Genomic DNA, 15,284 nt, shown 5'->3' on the forward strand with positions numbered 1-15,284 from the left:
CTATCAAATATCACTGCGGCTGTCAACAGCCGGTTTCTTCTTTTTTCGGCAAAATTATTGTGCCATTGTAACAGTTCAGACAGGTCTTTGCACTCGCTGCAAAGACCGTAAGAAAATGATGCAAGAGTGCAAAATCCCATCGCGAAGCGATTTTAAATGGATTTTTGCAGGTAACAGGGCAGCTTGGCTGAACTGTTACCTGCCATTACAGTTCCGTCATGCAAAAAAAATGGAAAGGCAGACCGTACAGATTTATCTGCCAAGAGCTGTTTTTCCATTTTTACAGATGTGCAAAGCGCATATACCCTTATAACAATGAGCCTGATATTAGTACAGGCTGACTTCCCGCGGCGCCATGCGCTTCATATCTTTCAGAATAACCTCGTTCGGTTCAAAGAGCACGCGCTCCAGCCCTTTTTCTCCCTTGATGATCATCGTGTACGACTGATTCTGCTCATCGCGCGAAGAAAAATCCAGCGTTTTTAAATCCTGTCTGCGATTGTAGGCATCCAGCGCATGGGATTTTGTGGGCGCCATGATTTCCAGATTCTTGACGTCCGCGCTGTACACGCGTTTTCTTTTCTGCTTCGACATGATTTTGTCGATGTCCAGTTCTCCGTTTACGTAGAGATATTCAAACTCCACATCAAACGTCGGGATAAAAATAAAGTCCACAATCACAAGCACGACTGCCGCAATAAAGGCGAAAATTCCAAGTGTGGTAAACAGCGCCGCCAGCACAGCAAGAACCGTCACTGCGATCAGCAGGGCTTTCAAGATAGTGTCCTTTGCCGTTTTTTTTCTTTTTACAATAATCTCCGTGTACAAATCACTCATGTCCGAGTCCTCCTTTTCGAATAGTATAGCATATACAAAGGACACTTGCAAAAGGAATTTGCAAGTGTCCTGATATATTTATGGTGCCCAGGCGAAGACTCCGGAGGACGGAATCAATTCCTTCTGCCTGCAAGCAGTCAGCGGATTTTGTTTCCTGTACTTCACGCTGCGCAATCGCGCTGGCGCACACTCGGAAACTTCGTTTCCTCGTTATCCGTTGCACTCATATAACTTTACGGGAATGTGCCTGTCTGCTTCCGCAGACTCCGGAGGACGGGAGCAATTCCTTCTGCCTGCAAGCAGTCAGCGGATTTGCTCCCGTCCTCCTTACCGCCTGCTACGCAGGCGCACATTCCCTTTGTTGCATTCGTGCTTATGCGCTTACATCATTCCCTGGTTCATTCCACCGCCCTGCATTGCCGGTTCCGGTTCTTTGATGTTTGCGACGCAGGATTCTGTGGTGAGGAAGGTAGCGGCTACGCTGGTTGCATTCTGCAGCGCGCTTCTTGTTACCTTCGCCGGGTCAAGGATGCCCGCCTCAATCATATCTACGTATTCTTCTTTGTATGCATCGAAGCCGTAGCCCTTTTCGGTTTCCATAACCTTGTTTACGATTACAGAACCTTCAAGTCCTGCATTTTCTGCAATCTGGTACAGCGGAGCACTCAGTGCCTTCAGAATTACTCTTGCACCGGTCTTCTCGTCGCCTTCCAGATTTTCAACCAGCTTTTCTACTTCTTTCGCCGCATGGATATATGCAGAACCGCCGCCTGCTACGATACCTTCTTCTACGGCTGCTCTTGTTGCATTCAGAGCATCCTCCATACGGAGCTTTGCTTCCTTCATTTCTGTCTCAGTAGCTGCGCCGACACGGATTACCGCTACGCCGCCTGCCAGCTTCGCAAGACGCTCCTGCAGTTTCTCTTTATCGAACTCGGAGGTTGTCTCCTCAATCTGTGCTTTGATCTGTGCAACTCTTGCCTTGATCTCATCACGATTGCCCTCGCCGTCCACGATAACAGTATTCTCTTTTGCAACCTTAACCGATTTTGCACGTCCGAGCATATCGATAGTGGTATCCTTCAGCTCCAGACCGAGCTCCTCGGAGATTACCTGTCCGCCGGTAAGGATTGCGATATCCTTCAGCATATCTTTTCTTCTGTCGCCATAGCCCGGTGCCTTTACAGCAACTACGCCGAAGGTTCCTCTCAGCTTGTTGACAATCAGCGTGGTGAGCGCTTCGCCCTCTACATCCTCTGCAATGATCAGCAGCTTTCTGCCGGACTGCACGATCTGCTCCAGAAGCGGCAGGATATCCTGGATCACGGAAATCTTCTTATCGGTAATCAGGATGTACGGATCTTCCAGCACTGCTTCCATCTTCTCCATGTCGGTTGCCATGTATGCGGAGATATAACCTCTGTCAAACTGCATACCTTCTACCAGGTCAAGCTCCGTCTTCATGGTCTTGGATTCCTCGATGGTGATAACGCCGTCATTGGAAACCTTTTCCATAGCATCCGCAACCATATTTCCAACTTCCTCATCACCGGCGGAGATAGCTGCAACTCTCGCCATCTGATGCTTGCCGGTAACCTTGCTGCTCATGGATGCGATAGCTTCTACCGCAGTATCGGTTGCCTTCTTCATACCTTTTCTGAGAACGATCGGGTTTGCGCCTGCCGCCAGGTTCTTCATACCTTCCTGGATCATTGCCTGTGCAAGAACGGTTGCTGTTGTCGTACCGTCACCGGCTACGTCGTTTGTCTTGGTAGCAACCTCTTTTACAAGCTGTGCGCCCATATTTTCAAACGCATCCTCCAGCTCGATTTCCTTTGCGATGGTAACACCGTCGTTTGTGATGAGCGGGGTGCCGTACTGCTTGTCAAGTACGACGTTTCTTCCTTTCGGTCCAAGTGTTACCTTGACCGTATTTGCCAGCTTATCTACGCCGGCCTCAAGTGCTGCTCTTGCCTCTGAACCATATTTGATTTCCTTTGCCATAATAATGCAACCTCCTTATTCTACTATTGCCAGAATATCATTCTGTTTTACAATGATGTATTCCTCGTCGTCCAGCTTCACTTCGTTACCGGCATATTTGGAATAAATAACTTTATCTCCAACCTTAACCTGCATTTCAACTTCCTTGCCATCTACAACACCGCCCGGTCCTACTGCGATAACCTCTGCCTGCTGCGGCTTCTCCTGCGATTTTGCTGCCAGGATAATTCCGGATTTTGTGGTCTCTTCTGCTTCAAACTGCTTTAATACAACTCTGTCACCCAATGGTACTAACTTCATGATTGCTTCCTCCTTCATCGATTCTCTTATTATTAGCACTCATTTCAGTCGAGTGCTAATCACAGTTCATATATTAGTAAATATATGTAAAATATGCAACTTTATACGTCGTCAAAAAACGGAACCATTCTTCTGATAGCTCCCGATATCTTTTGAATGCTCCCGTTTTCTCACTTTTTCAATATATGTTCTAAAAAATTTGTAAACTCACGCCGCTCAGAATTTCTTCCGGCTTGCCTTGATTTCCTCCAGCTCATCGAATACAACGTCGTTTACTACCTTGATGTAGGTGCCCTTCATGCCGGAGGAACGCGACTCAATCACGCCGGCGCTCTCAAACTTGCGCAGCGCATTGACGATCACGGAACGCGTAATTCCCACGCGGTCCGCCACCTTGCTCGCCACAAGAATGCCCTCGTTCCCGTTCAGCTCGTCAAAAATATGGATGATAGCTTCCAGCTCCGAATAGGATAAGGTGCTGATTGCAGATTTCACAATCTGGATTTTCCGGTTTTCCTCCGCATTTTCTTCATTTACAGAGCGCATCATTTCCAGCCCGACCACCGTCGTGCCGTATTCGCTTAAAATAATATCGTCAATCGTATACTGGCTGTCGCATTTATACATGAAAACCGTTCCGAGACGCTCTCCCGCAATGTCAATCGGATTGATAATTGCCTGGTATTTTCCGACATCCCCGTCCACAAAGCCCAGCGTTTCCAGATTTACGTTCTCCTTCGTAGACAGAACCGCCAGCAGGCGCTCGTTCAGCAGCGGGTCTATAAAACCGCCCACCTTATCCGCGATCAGCTCGTGGATTTCCTCTACCTGGTCGCTCAGACTGACGCCGAGAACCTTGCCCTTACGGCTGATAACCAGAATATTTGAATCCAGGATATCCGTCAGAACCTGGCAGATATCGTTGAAAACGACTTTACTGGAGTTGTTGTTGTGCAAAAGCTTGTTGATTTTTCGTGTCTTGTCCAATAATTGTACACTCATTTGGCTTCCTTCCTTTCCCATTGTTGTCTGCTGTCCCATGCGCTCAGTGTATCACAGTTTTCACAAATCATCAACAAAAAATATATTAATTTCAGACAATTACTTTTTTTCCTGTTTTTCCTCTTCTTCCTGCTCCGGCTTCGGTTTCTGCCACGTCATGTAGTCGCACTCCGGATTATTCTCACAGCCGTAATAGCGTCTGCCCTTCTTGGTTTTGCGCACCACAAGCTCCCCGCCGCATTTCGGGCAGGGCACGCCGATTTTTTCCAGATACGGCTTGGTATTGCGGCATTCCGGGAAACCGGGACATGCCAGAAATTTCCCGTGCGGACCGTATTTAATCACCATACTGCGCCCACACTGCTCGCAGATGACGTCAGTCTCCTCATCCGCGATTTTGACGCTTTCCAGCTCTTTTTCCGCTTTTTCTACAGCCTCTTTGAGGTCCGGGTAAAAATTGCTGACAACTGTCTTCCAGTTTACAACGCCCTCCTCCACCTTATCGAGGAGCGACTCCATGTTCGCCGTAAAGTTTACATCCACGATACTGGGGAATGCCTTTTTCATCATCTGGTTGACTACCTCGCCCAGCTCCGTCATATACAGATTTTTGTTTTCCTTAATCACATACCGGCGTGTAAGCAGCGTCGTGATGGTCGGGGCATACGTGCTCGGACGCCCGATGCCAAGCTCCTCCAGCGTCTTTACAAGCGCCGCCTCCGTATAGTGGGCGGGCGGCTGCGTGAAATGCTGCTTCTCCTGCAGCTCTTTTTTCACAAGCAGCGTCTCTTTTGTGATTTTTGCAAGCACGGACTGGCTCTTCTCGTCCTCCTCCGAGTCCTGCGTATAAACCGCCATAAAGCCCTCAAACGCCAGACGGGAAGCCGATGCCGTGAAATAATACTGTCCGGCGGCAATCTTTGCCGAGATCGTCTCGTAACGGGCGCTTGCCATCCTGCTCGCCGCAAATCTTCTCCAGATAAGCTGGTAGAGACGGAACTGGTCCCTGGATAACGACTCTTTAATCAGCGTCGGTGTCCGCCCGATATCACTCGGACGGATTGCCTCGTGCGCATCCTGGATTTTTTTGCCGGACGCCTTCGCCTGGCTTCCCGCGGACACATAATCGCTTCCGTACTGCTCTGCAATATATTCCTTTGCCGCCGCGTCAGCCTCATCCGCAATACGTACCGAATCTGTACGCAGATACGTAATCAGACCGACGGTACCGTTTCCCTTAATATCGACTCCCTCATAAAGCTGCTGCGCGATACGCATCGTTTTCTGTGTGGAAAAACTCAGCACCTTGGAAGCTTCCTGCTGCAGCGTGCTGGTCGTGAACGGCAGCGGCGCCCTGCGGACGCGCTCTCCCGTTTTGATTTCCGCAACATGGAACTCCTCCTGCTCTATTTCCTTCAATACCGCATCCAGCTCATCACGGGAGCGGATGGTCATTTTCTTCTTCTCCGTCCCGTAAAAAGCTGCCTCCAGCGGCTTTTTCGAGCCCGGTACCTCCAGAACCGCATTCAGTGTCCAGTATTCCTCCGGCACAAACGCATTGATTTCCTCATCACGGTCCGCAATCAGACGGAGCACCGCCGACTGCACTCTTCCGGCGCTTAAGCCCCGCTTTACCTTTGCCCAGAGAAGCGGGCTGATCTCGTAGCCCACCATACGGTCCAGCATACGTCTCGCCTGCTGTGCGTCGACCAGATTCATATCGATCTGCCGCGGATTTTTCAGCGAGGTCTTCACCGCATTCTTGGTAATCTCATTAAACGTAATTCTGCGCATCTTGCTTTCATCCAGCTTCAGCGCATGTGCGAGGTGCCAGCTTATCGCTTCTCCCTCACGGTCGGGGTCGGTTGCGAGATAGACCTTATCCGCCTTTTTCACTTCCTTGCGCAGCGACGCAAGCAGCTCCCCCTTTCCGCGGATAGTGATGTATTTCGGCTCATAGCCGTGCTCCACGTCAATACCGAGCTGGCTTTTGGGCAGATCCCGCACATGCCCGTTGGATGCCGCCACCTCATAATTCGAACCGAGAAATTTCTTTATCGTCTTGACTTTTGTGGGAGACTCCACAATTACCAGGTTTTTCGCCATCAGGATTTCCTCCGTAAAAATCATTATTTCATTTTTACATAATTATTTTTACCGCTTTCCGATACAAGTCCCTTCAGCTCCAGAGCGCTTAAAGCGCCCATTACCTGCCAGACTGGAATATCGGTCTCCTCTGCAAGCGTCTGCAGGTTCTTTGCATCAGAATCCAGACAACTATACACCAATTTTTCAGACGATGCAAGTACCATCTTTGAGTTTTTCTCTTTCGCAGCTCTTTTCAGGAGGAAACCATTGGTCTCCAGAAATTCGTCAATATCCGTAATCATGCCGGCTCCGTCCTGTATCAGCCGGTTGCAGCCCGCGCTTAAAGCATCCTGCATACGCCCCGGAAACGCGTAGACATCCCTTCCCTGCTCCAGCGCCAGCTCCGCCGTAATCAGGGTGCCGCTTTTCTTTCTCGCCTCAACCACCACAACAATTTTCGACAAACCGCTGATAATGCGGTTGCGCATGGGAAAATGGAAGGCAAGCGGCGCAGTACCGGGATAAAACTCCGATATCACCCCGCCGCTCTGGATGAGCGCCTCATACAGCCGCCTGTTTTCCCTCGGATAACAGATATCCACTCCGCAGCCAGGAATAGCGTAGCTTTTGCCGCCGGCGTTAAGACATGCCTCCTGCGCCCGCGCATCGATGCCGTACGCCATACCGCTCACCACGGAAATGCCGTTTTCCGCAAGTCTCTCTGCCAGGCTCTCCGCCGTATTTCTTCCATTATAAGTGCACATCCTTGCGCCGACCACCGCCACACAGGTTTCCTCCTGTGAAACCATCCTTCCCCTGCAGAACAGCCCGGAAGGATAATCCACAATCTGCAGAAGCTGCTGCGGGTACGCCGGATTTTCGCAGCTGATAAATTGTATTCCCTTTCTCTGCCACTTATGATACTCTTGCTGCGCCCTGGCAAGCTCCCAGTGACGGCGCACGGCGTCCATCTTTTTTTCACTCAGAACCGGTATTTTCTGCTCCCTTCCCCTTGCCGCATCATACACCCGTCCGGGCTTATCCCAGACTGCAAGAAGCTTTTTGCGGTCCGCCTCATAAAGTCCCGGAATGCTGCAGAGCCAGAACCATTCCAGCTCTCTTTTCTCATTAAATCCGTTTTCCATTTTCTCTCCTCTTTACCGGTTTATCCAGTAGCGCCGGTGGATACTGCGGTAACAGAGCGCCTCCTGCAGATGGCGGCTTCTGATGTTCCCGCTCCCCTCCATATCCGCGATCGTCCGCGCCACCTTCAGAATGCGGTAATATGTCCGCGCGCTCAGATCAAGCTTTTCAAAAGCCTCCTCCATTATTTTTCCCTCCGACCTGCCAAGGGCGCAGTATGCACGTATCCCACTCTGGTCCAGGTCCGCGTTAAAACGGAATGGTGTATCCCGGTACCGCTGCTCCTGTATCCGGCGCGCCTGCAGCACTCTTTCGCGTATCTGCTCCGTGGTTTCCCCCGTTTTGGCCGCTCCCAGCGCCCGGTACTGTACCGCCGGCACCTCAATCGTGATATCGATGCGGTCCAGAAGCGGCGAACTGATGCGGTTCAGATACCGCTGTATCTGCGCGTGCGTGCAGGTACACTTTTCCATGTCCGGATAATAGCCACACGGGCAGGGATTCATCGCCGCAACCAGCATGATATTTGCCGGATACTCATAGCTTCCCGCCGTTCTTGAAATACACACGCGGCGCTCCTCCAGAGGCTGTCTGAGTACCTCCAGCGTCTCCCGCGAAAATTCCGGCAGCTCGTCCAGAAACAGCACTCCGTTGTGCGCCAGACTTACCTCTCCGGGGCGGGGATGTCCGCCTCCGCCCACCATCGCCTTTGCCGTGATGCTGTGGTGCGGCGCGCGGAATGGTCTCTCCTGCACAAGATAGCGGTCCCCTGTCAGCATACCGGCAATGCTGTAAATCTTTGAAATTTCTATCTTCTCCTTCAGGGAAAGCGGCGGCAGTATTCCCGGTATCCGCTTCGCCAGCATGGATTTTCCGGCGCCCGGCGGACCGGTCATCAACAGATTGTGAAAACCGGCTGCCGCCACCTCCGCCGCCCGTCTGGCTGCCGCCTGCCCGCTTATCTCCGCAAAATCCTCATACTGCGCCGGTACGCCCTCCTCCATATTTCCGGCACACGCCGGCTGCAGTGCTCTCTCGCCCTTTAAATACGCAATCGCCTCCGCAAGCGTCGATACACCGATAATTTTGACGCCGGAAATGACCGCCCCCTCTTTTTCATTTTCCTTCGGGACAATGCAGGTATGACAGCCGCACTGCGCCGCGCCCGCCGCTATGGGAAGAATGCCGGGAACCGGCAGCACTCTGCCGTTTAAATTTAATTCCCCGGCAAGCAGAAAGCCCCGCAGACGCTCCCCGGCAATCTTGCCGTAGGCGGCAGCGACTGCCACGGCAATCGCCAGGTCGAAGCCTGTCCCGCTTTTTTTCACATCCGCCGGCGAAAGATTGACCGTTATTTTCTTCGGCTCCATGCGCAGCCCGCTGTTTTTCAGCGCAGTGCGCACGCGCTCCTGCGCCTCCCTCACCTGTGTCGACAGAAAGCCGACCATTGTAAACGACGGAAGCCCGTCGGTAATATCCGCCTCCACATTCACCGGTCTGCTCTCAACGCCCAGAACAGACGCAGACATCACTGTACTAAACAAACGCATTCCTCCTTTTATCGCTGCAGTGCCGCATGTGGGTGATGAAAGATTTTCAGATTTTCCAGAAAAGAGTTTTGACTTTCTTTATCGATATGATATCATATATAATTAAAAAATGCAACAAAAACATAATTAAATTTCAAATTGACGCAATTCCCCGGAATACGGCTTTTCTGTGCAGGCGCACATACAAATATCCTCCCGTCTCCAGAAATGCAGAAAGCAGCCGCCAAAACGGATTTCATCGTGCAGCACCGCCGCGGACATATCCAGAAGCCGCAGGTCGCTGCGGATACCGGTACCCAGATATTTCAGATACGCCTCCTTCGCCACCCAGATTTTCGTCAGTGCAGGATTCTTCTGCTCCGTCTCCTGCAGAAGTGCCGCCTCCCGCGGATGGCACACACGCCGCACAAGCGATTCCTTATGTTCCCGTACCGGTTCCAGATCGACACCGATGGGCGCGTCGCTGATGCCGCAGAGAATTCCCTCCCGGCAGTGGCTGTAATTAAAAAAAAGCTGCGGCATTCCGGGAAAATACGGCTTTCCCATCTCATCCGCCGCAATATCCGGGAGCTGCTTTATACCATATTCCAGACGAAGCCCGGCAAGAAGCAGCTCCCTTGCCGCCCCCGTCTGTTCCCCGTGCTTCTGTCCCCGGCTATCCAGGTCTTTTCTGCAAAAATAAATCATGCTTCTCTCCCCTTATACATCCGTCATCCACGCTCTGGAATCTGCGATGCAAAAAACGCCCTCCTATGAGGCGAGAAAATGCTGCCGCAGCTTTGCGACCGCGCTCTTTTCGATTCTGGATACGTAGGACCTTGATATTCCCATTTTATCAGCAATTTCCCGCTGTGTCATCTCCGATTTTCCATAAAGCCCGTACCGGAGCTTTAATATCTCTTTTTCTCTCTCCGTGAGAACATTTTCCAGCAGACGGTAAAGCGTCCGTGTATTTCTGTCCAGCTCCATGCGTTCGATGACGTCAATATTCTCGCCCTCGATGACGTCGATCAGACTGATTTCATTGCCTTCTTTATCTGTTCCAATCGGCTCATTCAGGGATACTTCCCGTGAAATTTTCTTTCGTGAGCGAAACAGCATCAGCAGCTCGTTTTCCACACAGCGCGCTGCATAGGTAGCAAGCTTGTTGGTTCTTGCATGATTAAAGGTAGAGACTGCTTTAATCAGCCCGATGGTTCCCACGGCGATCAGCTCTTCCCCATCCTCCCCCTGCTTCTGATACTTTTTCGCCACATGCGCCACCAGCCGCAAATTCCTCTCAATCAGAATTTTTTTCGCTTCCAGGTCGCCTTCCTTATATTTCTGAAGAAACCAGGCTTCTTCTTCGGGAGTAAGCGGCTTTGGAAAAGACTTCATAAAAAAGCACCTCAAAGGGGTTTCTATCAGTTTATGTGAAAACTCCCTTTTTAGTGCTTTTCCCTCCGGAATTTGGCTTCTCAAATACGCGGATTTCATGTACATACAATTTAAGCTTCGCTTCCATCATCTGCGCGGATACATTCCGGGCACGTCCGTGCGCTCCAGCAGGTAATCTATGCTGACACCATGAATATCCGCAATCTGAACCAGAATATCGAGCGGCATCAGACTGTCTGCATTTTCATAACGGCTGTAGGTCCGCTGCGAGATATTCAGTTTTTCTGCCATCTTCGTCTGTGTGATATCGCTGTCCTCACGCAGGTCTCTGATTCTTTTGTACCTCTTCATGAAATCAACTCCTTTATACGTATTATATAAGAAGTCCTATTCCGTCCAGCGATTTTAGTCAATTTTTAACTATGACTTTTTCGCAAGAATCAGTTCCACGCCAAGCTTTTCATTTAAATTTCCGGTCTTTACCGCCTCTTCCGTCTCCACACACTGCGTGACAAGCCGCCTTAGCTGCGCCTCGGTAAAGCGCTCGGACTGCCGCACACAGCCCTGCGCGACAAACCGCTGTATCCCCAGCTTTCCGGCAATACTGTCCGCATCGTAGCCCTGGCTGCGCAGCCCCTTCACCTGCAGAAGCTGGTTAAACTGCCTCGTCACCAGGAACAGAATCCGCATCGGCGGCTCCTTCAGGGCAAGCAGGTCATAGTATAAATCCAGTGCCCTGCGGTTGTTTCCGGCAGATACGGCATTCACCATCTCAAAAATTTTATTGACAGTCTGTGTTGTGCAGATTTCCTCAACGTCCTTAGGCGTTATCACCTCTTTTTCCATCGTATAGCAGAGCAGCTTTTCCAGCTCCGTACTGATATTGTTCATATCCGTGCCGGTCTTTTCCAGAAAAAGCTCCAGCGCCCTGCGCGTGATATTCCGGTTTTCTTTTTTCAGGATTCCCAGAATCCAACGCGAAAGCGTGTCCTCCGTCTGTCTTTTAAATTCCACGATTCTGCCGTGATTCTTTACCGCCTTATAGAGCTTCTGCCGCTTATCCACTTCATCCTCCACAAAGAGAAAATACGTGGTGGGCGGCACATTCTCCAGGTACTGCGCAAGCTGCGCGCTGGCGCTCTTAAAAAAACCGCTGTCCTCGATTACCAGCAGCCTGCGCTCCGCAAAGAACGGCAGCGTTTCCGCCTGGTCGATCAGCTCATTGACAGAAATGTTTTTCCCCGCATAGCAGTTCAGATTGACCGTATCCTCCGGGGCGACCAGCGCCTCCTGCAGGCGGTGCTTATACTGCTTTTTCAGATAATCCTCCTCTCCGCAGAGAAGATAGATATTTTTAAAATCGTTGTTTTTCAAATCCTGTATCAGATTTTTCATGTAAGTCCTATACTTTTTCTTCCCGTCTGCGCTTCGTGATGAGACCGCCGATACGCCCTGTCTCCTTCGCGGAAAGTGAGCGCCAGCCCTCCTTCAGCACCCGGTCCAGCAGCCCCAGCTCCTCAGCAATCTCATATTTCAGCTTTTCTTCCGGTTCCATATTCTGCAAATCAATTTTTTTCTTATTCTTCGGCATAAAAACCATACCCCTTTCTTTTTTCTATTTAAGGAGTATCGTCATTTTTTTGCCGCTTATACATTTCCCGGAAAAGAATCCTGATTCCGGATATAGCATTGGGCATCCTTAACATGCACGCCGTGCGATGCCGGATGCCGCACGATTGGCAGCCGCCATCCGGTGGATCTTTCGCCAGGCGGACAGCTATCTCAGGAGCATCTCACTTACGGCTCGGATGGTATAATAATCACCGCGATAATATAGGCGAGCACCCCGCTGCCCCCGGTAATGCCGAGAATCGCGAAAATAAGACGCACCAGGGTCGAATCGATATTAAAATACCGCGCAATTCCCCCGCACACTCCGCAGAGCATTTTGTCATCTGACGATTTATAAAGTCTTTTCATTTCTCCCACTCCCTTTCCTGCGCGTTTTCGGCAGCCGCCCATGCCTGCCGCCCGCCGCTTTCGCGCATTTCTTCCATATAAATACAGAGATTGCAGACCCTGCCGCAATCAGCACCAGGATAAGCACTGCACAATGCAGAAAATAAGTATCCGGCAAAATGGTAATCACTGGATCCGTCGCCGGGTCAAACAGCCAGTAATCGTTCCGGAAAACCAGCTCGTGGAACAGCACAAACGCCCGGTCCCAGTCCGCCGCGATCAGAAGCCCCACCAGCAGAATGAAAAGCGGCGTCAGCATCCCCGCCCATTTTAAGAATACCGGCTCCCATTTATTCCGGTAAAACCAGATCCCCGCGATTATCAGCACCGGTATGCTGACAACCAGCGCCCAGAGAAAGAGCTGGAAGATCGCCTTCACCTCGCGGAAATGGATTTCCCCCTCCCGCGACATCGGCAGCGTTGGAAATTCCAGCTTATCCTGCCGGGGCGAGAGATTATAATCAATCAGCACATCGTAGTTTTCCCGGATTTCCGCTTCAGAATAACCCGACTCCTCCGCTATCTCCAGATACTGTATATCAAAATAATACAATGGTCTGCACGCCAGCGTCAGGTACACAGCCGCTGAAATAAGAAACAGCATCGTGACCGGCACCAGAATGATTTCAATAATTTTCTTTAACATAGTCCTCCACGGTCTGCAGCGTCTTTGCCAGCTCTGTCTCCCTGCCATGCGCGGCGGAGAGGAACATTGCCTCAAACTGCGACGGCGCCAGATAGACTCCATGATTCAGCATATACGCAAAGTATCTGCCGTATGCCGCCGTATCCGCTGTTTTTGCCGAAGCATAATCATTTACCTGCTCTCCGGTAAAGAATACGCAGCCAAGCGAGCCGATATGATTCAAGCAGTGCGGCACCGCATAGCGCTCCAGAAGCTTATCAAGCTCCCCAAAGAACCAGTCTCCCTTTGCGTTCAGCTCTTTATAAAAATCCGGCGTATTCTGCAAAATGGAAAGCTGCGACAGACCTGCCGCCATTGCCACCGGATTGCCGCTTAAGGTCCCCGCCTGGTACACGCTGCCCACCGGAGATACCATTTCCATAATTTCCCTTCTGCCGCCGTATGCACCGACCGGCATTCCGGCTCCGATAATTTTGCCAAAGGTCGTCAGATCCGGCTTCACGCCGAAATATTCCTGGGCTCCGCCGGCGCTTAAACGAAAGCCTGTAATGACCTCATCAAAAATCAGCAGGCTGTCATACTTATCGCAGAGCGCGCGCAGTCCGGAAAGAAACCCTTCCACCGGCGGCACCACGCCCATATTGGCTCCGACCGGCTCCACGATTACCGCGGCGATTTCCTCCGGGCAGCGTTCAAACAGCGCCTGCACGCTTTCCAGATTGTTATACTCTGCGGATAACGTGTCCTGCGTGCAGCCCGCCGGAACGCCGGCGCTGTCGGGAATGCCCGCCGTCATGACGCCCGACCCTGCCTTCACCAGCATGGCGTCGGTGTGTCCGTGATAGCATCCCATGAATTTGATGATTTTATTCCGGCGCGTAAAGCCCCGCGCCGCGCGGATCGCACTCATCACCGCTTCCGTCCCGGAATTCACCATGCGCACCATTTCCACGGAAGGAACCATACTGCAGATCAGGCGCGCCATTTTTACCTCGTTCTCTGTCGCCGCACCGAAGCTCAGTCCCTTCGCTGCTGTTTCCGTAACGCTTTTTAAAACCTCCGGGTGATTGTGTCCCAGAATCATCGGTCCCCAGGAACCGACAAAATCAATATAGGTATTGCCGTCCGCATCCGTCATATACGCGCCGTCCGCGCGCTCAATAAAACGCGGCGTCTCCTGCACGCTCCCGAAAGCGCGTACCGGACTGTTTACGCCGCCCGGCATCAGTGTGACCGCCTCCTGGAAAAGCTGCTCCGATTTTGTCATCAGCCGATTCTCCCTTCGTCCATAAATTTTGCCAGCTCCTTCGCAAAATACGTAATATAGATATCGCTGCCCGCGCGGTATGCTGACGCCGCCATTTCGCAGATTACACGCTCTTCGTCGATCCAGCCCTGCTTTGCCGCCGCCTTCACCATCGCATATTCCCCGCTCACGCTGTAGGAAGCGACCGGCACATGAACCGCCTCCTTCACCTTCGTCACCATATCCAGATAGGACATTGCCGGTTTTACCATGATGATATCTGCGCCTTCTTCCTCATCGAGCAGCGCTTCTTTTATACCTTCGCGGCTGTTGTGGAAATCCATCTGGTAAGACCTGCGGTCCCCGAAAGCGGGCGCCGACCCGGCGGCATCGCGGAATGGTCCGTAAAATGCCGACGCGTATTTGACGGCGTAGGACATCACCGGAATATGTGAAAAACCGTGCGCATCCAGCGTATTACGGATAGCGAGCACTCTTCCATCCATCATATCGGACGGCGCCACCATATCCGCCCCCGCCTGTACATGGGAAAGCGCTGTTTTCGCCAGCAGCTCCAGGGTTCTGTCATTGTCCACATCGTGACCGGCGAGCACTCCGCAGTGCCCGTGTGAGGTATACTCGCACATGCAGACATCCGTGACCAGATACATCTGTGGAAAATGCTCTCTTGCGTACCGCAGCGCCCGCTGCACAATGCCGTCTTCTGCATACGCCTGGCTTCCCAGCTCATCCTTCACCGCCGGAATACCAAACAGCATCACAGCCGTCACTCCGGCGTCCTGCAGCTCCTGCAGACATTCTCCCATACGGTCGACGCTGTAGCGGTACTGCCCCTCCATCGAAGGGATTTCTTCCTTTCTATTTTCCCCGTCCATCACAAACATCGGGTAAATCAGAGACGCCTTGTCCATCCGCGTCTCCCGCACCATTCTGCGCACAGCCTCCCCGCCGCGCAGTCTCCGCGGGCGTTTTCTCAAATCCATAGTTACGCTTCCTTTCTATTTTTCACCTGCCGGTCCTCCCGGCTGTCATCTTTCTTTTCAATATCCGG

Annotated in this window: 16 protein-coding genes; all 16 read right to left on the reverse strand. The window is 51.6% G+C overall.

Going from position 1 to position 15,284, the window contains the following annotated elements; all coding sequences use genetic code 11:
• Positions 1-327: 327 nt before the first annotated feature.
• Entirely contained in the window at positions 328-837 is a 510-nt protein-coding gene (locus NQ534_RS00870; RefSeq protein WP_040781502.1) for a DUF6106 family protein, read from the reverse strand.
• A 381-nt stretch (positions 838-1,218) separates the two neighbouring features.
• A complete protein-coding gene (groL, locus tag NQ534_RS00875; RefSeq protein WP_006860199.1) occupies positions 1,219-2,841 on the reverse strand; it encodes a chaperonin GroEL in 1,623 nt (540 codons plus the stop codon).
• A 15-nt stretch (positions 2,842-2,856) separates the two neighbouring features.
• Complete coding sequence (locus NQ534_RS00880) at positions 2,857-3,141, reverse strand: co-chaperone GroES (RefSeq protein WP_040781499.1); 285 nt, start codon at positions 3,139-3,141, stop codon at positions 2,857-2,859.
• Between the two features lie 216 nt (positions 3,142-3,357).
• The gene (gene codY, locus NQ534_RS00885) at positions 3,358-4,143 is read right to left on the reverse strand and encodes a GTP-sensing pleiotropic transcriptional regulator CodY (protein ID WP_040781674.1); all 786 of its coding nucleotides are present in this window, start codon (positions 4,141-4,143) and stop codon (positions 3,358-3,360) included.
• A gap of 99 nt (positions 4,144-4,242) precedes the next feature.
• Positions 4,243-6,249: a type I DNA topoisomerase gene (topA, locus tag NQ534_RS00890; RefSeq protein ID WP_050778265.1), complete on the reverse strand. Its 2,007-nt coding sequence runs from the start codon at positions 6,247-6,249 to the stop codon at positions 4,243-4,245.
• A 23-nt stretch (positions 6,250-6,272) separates the two neighbouring features.
• A complete protein-coding gene (dprA, locus tag NQ534_RS00895; RefSeq protein ID WP_006860195.1) occupies positions 6,273-7,376 on the reverse strand; it encodes a DNA-processing protein DprA in 1,104 nt (367 codons plus the stop codon).
• A 12-nt stretch (positions 7,377-7,388) separates the two neighbouring features.
• Positions 7,389-8,918 (reverse strand): YifB family Mg chelatase-like AAA ATPase, encoded by a 1,530-nt coding sequence (locus NQ534_RS00900; RefSeq protein WP_330371596.1) that lies wholly within the window; start codon positions 8,916-8,918, stop codon positions 7,389-7,391.
• A 132-nt stretch (positions 8,919-9,050) separates the two neighbouring features.
• Positions 9,051-9,611 carry a 4'-phosphopantetheinyl transferase family protein gene (locus NQ534_RS00905; RefSeq protein WP_006860193.1) on the reverse strand — a complete coding sequence of 187 codons (561 nt, stop codon included), beginning with the start codon at positions 9,609-9,611 and terminating at the stop codon, positions 9,051-9,053.
• A gap of 63 nt (positions 9,612-9,674) precedes the next feature.
• Positions 9,675-10,301 carry an RNA polymerase sporulation sigma factor SigK gene (sigK, locus tag NQ534_RS00910; protein WP_040781495.1) on the reverse strand — a complete coding sequence of 209 codons (627 nt, stop codon included), beginning with the start codon at positions 10,299-10,301 and terminating at the stop codon, positions 9,675-9,677.
• A 126-nt stretch (positions 10,302-10,427) separates the two neighbouring features.
• Complete coding sequence (relB, locus tag NQ534_RS00915) at positions 10,428-10,652, reverse strand: type II toxin-antitoxin system RelB family anti-toxin (RefSeq protein ID WP_006860191.1); 225 nt, start codon at positions 10,650-10,652, stop codon at positions 10,428-10,430.
• A 69-nt stretch (positions 10,653-10,721) separates the two neighbouring features.
• Positions 10,722-11,696 (reverse strand): DNA polymerase III subunit delta, encoded by a 975-nt coding sequence (gene holA / locus NQ534_RS00920; protein ID WP_006860190.1) that lies wholly within the window; start codon positions 11,694-11,696, stop codon positions 10,722-10,724.
• Between the two features lie 7 nt (positions 11,697-11,703).
• Entirely contained in the window at positions 11,704-11,901 is a 198-nt protein-coding gene (locus NQ534_RS00925; protein WP_006860189.1) for an alpha/beta-type small acid-soluble spore protein, read from the reverse strand.
• A 197-nt stretch (positions 11,902-12,098) separates the two neighbouring features.
• The gene (locus tag NQ534_RS00930; protein WP_006860188.1) at positions 12,099-12,281 is read right to left on the reverse strand and encodes a PspC domain-containing protein; all 183 of its coding nucleotides are present in this window, start codon (positions 12,279-12,281) and stop codon (positions 12,099-12,101) included.
• Positions 12,265-12,966: a TIGR01906 family membrane protein gene (locus tag NQ534_RS00935; RefSeq protein WP_006860187.1), complete on the reverse strand. Its 702-nt coding sequence runs from the start codon at positions 12,964-12,966 to the stop codon at positions 12,265-12,267. Before NQ534_RS00935 ends, NQ534_RS00930 begins: the two co-directional genes overlap by 17 nt.
• Positions 12,947-14,233 carry a glutamate-1-semialdehyde 2,1-aminomutase gene (hemL, locus tag NQ534_RS00940; protein ID WP_006860186.1) on the reverse strand — a complete coding sequence of 429 codons (1,287 nt, stop codon included), beginning with the start codon at positions 14,231-14,233 and terminating at the stop codon, positions 12,947-12,949. Before hemL ends, NQ534_RS00935 begins: the two co-directional genes overlap by 20 nt.
• On the reverse strand, positions 14,233-15,216 hold the full coding sequence (gene hemB, locus NQ534_RS00945) for a porphobilinogen synthase (protein WP_006860185.1): 984 nt from the start codon (positions 15,214-15,216) through the stop codon (positions 14,233-14,235). Before hemB ends, hemL begins: the two co-directional genes overlap by 1 nt.
• Positions 15,217-15,284: the final 68 nt, after the last annotated feature.

Origin of the sequence: Marvinbryantia formatexigens DSM 14469 (assembly GCF_025148285.1) — a bacterium.
Classification (GTDB): domain Bacteria; phylum Bacillota; class Clostridia; order Lachnospirales; family Lachnospiraceae; genus Marvinbryantia; species Marvinbryantia formatexigens.

Bases quoted from the DNA above. Each gene is read 5' to 3' on its own strand.
- NQ534_RS00870 (WP_040781502.1), bottom strand. From the start codon at position 837: ATGAGTGATTTGTACACGGAGATTATTGTAAAAAGAAAAAAAACGGCA.
- groL (WP_006860199.1), bottom strand. From the start codon at position 2,841: ATGGCAAAGGAAATCAAATATGGTTCAGAGGCAAGAGCAGCACTTGAG.
- NQ534_RS00880 (WP_040781499.1), bottom strand. From the start codon at position 3,141: ATGAAGTTAGTACCATTGGGTGACAGAGTTGTATTAAAGCAGTTTGAA.
- codY (WP_040781674.1), bottom strand. From the start codon at position 4,143: ATGAGTGTACAATTATTGGACAAGACACGAAAAATCAACAAGCTTTTG.
- topA (WP_050778265.1), bottom strand. From the start codon at position 6,249: ATGGCGAAAAACCTGGTAATTGTGGAGTCTCCCACAAAAGTCAAGACG.
- dprA (WP_006860195.1), bottom strand. From the start codon at position 7,376: ATGGAAAACGGATTTAATGAGAAAAGAGAGCTGGAATGGTTCTGGCTC.
- NQ534_RS00905 (WP_006860193.1), bottom strand. From the start codon at position 9,611: ATGATTTATTTTTGCAGAAAAGACCTGGATAGCCGGGGACAGAAGCAC.
- sigK (WP_040781495.1), bottom strand. From the start codon at position 10,301: ATGAAGTCTTTTCCAAAGCCGCTTACTCCCGAAGAAGAAGCCTGGTTT.
- relB (WP_006860191.1), bottom strand. From the start codon at position 10,652: ATGAAGAGGTACAAAAGAATCAGAGACCTGCGTGAGGACAGCGATATC.
- holA (WP_006860190.1), bottom strand. From the start codon at position 11,696: ATGAAAAATCTGATACAGGATTTGAAAAACAACGATTTTAAAAATATC.
- NQ534_RS00925 (WP_006860189.1), bottom strand. From the start codon at position 11,901: ATGGTTTTTATGCCGAAGAATAAGAAAAAAATTGATTTGCAGAATATG.
- NQ534_RS00930 (WP_006860188.1), bottom strand. From the start codon at position 12,281: ATGAAAAGACTTTATAAATCGTCAGATGACAAAATGCTCTGCGGAGTG.
- NQ534_RS00935 (WP_006860187.1), bottom strand. From the start codon at position 12,966: ATGTTAAAGAAAATTATTGAAATCATTCTGGTGCCGGTCACGATGCTG.
- hemL (WP_006860186.1), bottom strand. From the start codon at position 14,233: ATGACAAAATCGGAGCAGCTTTTCCAGGAGGCGGTCACACTGATGCCG.
- hemB (WP_006860185.1), bottom strand. From the start codon at position 15,216: ATGGATTTGAGAAAACGCCCGCGGAGACTGCGCGGCGGGGAGGCTGTG.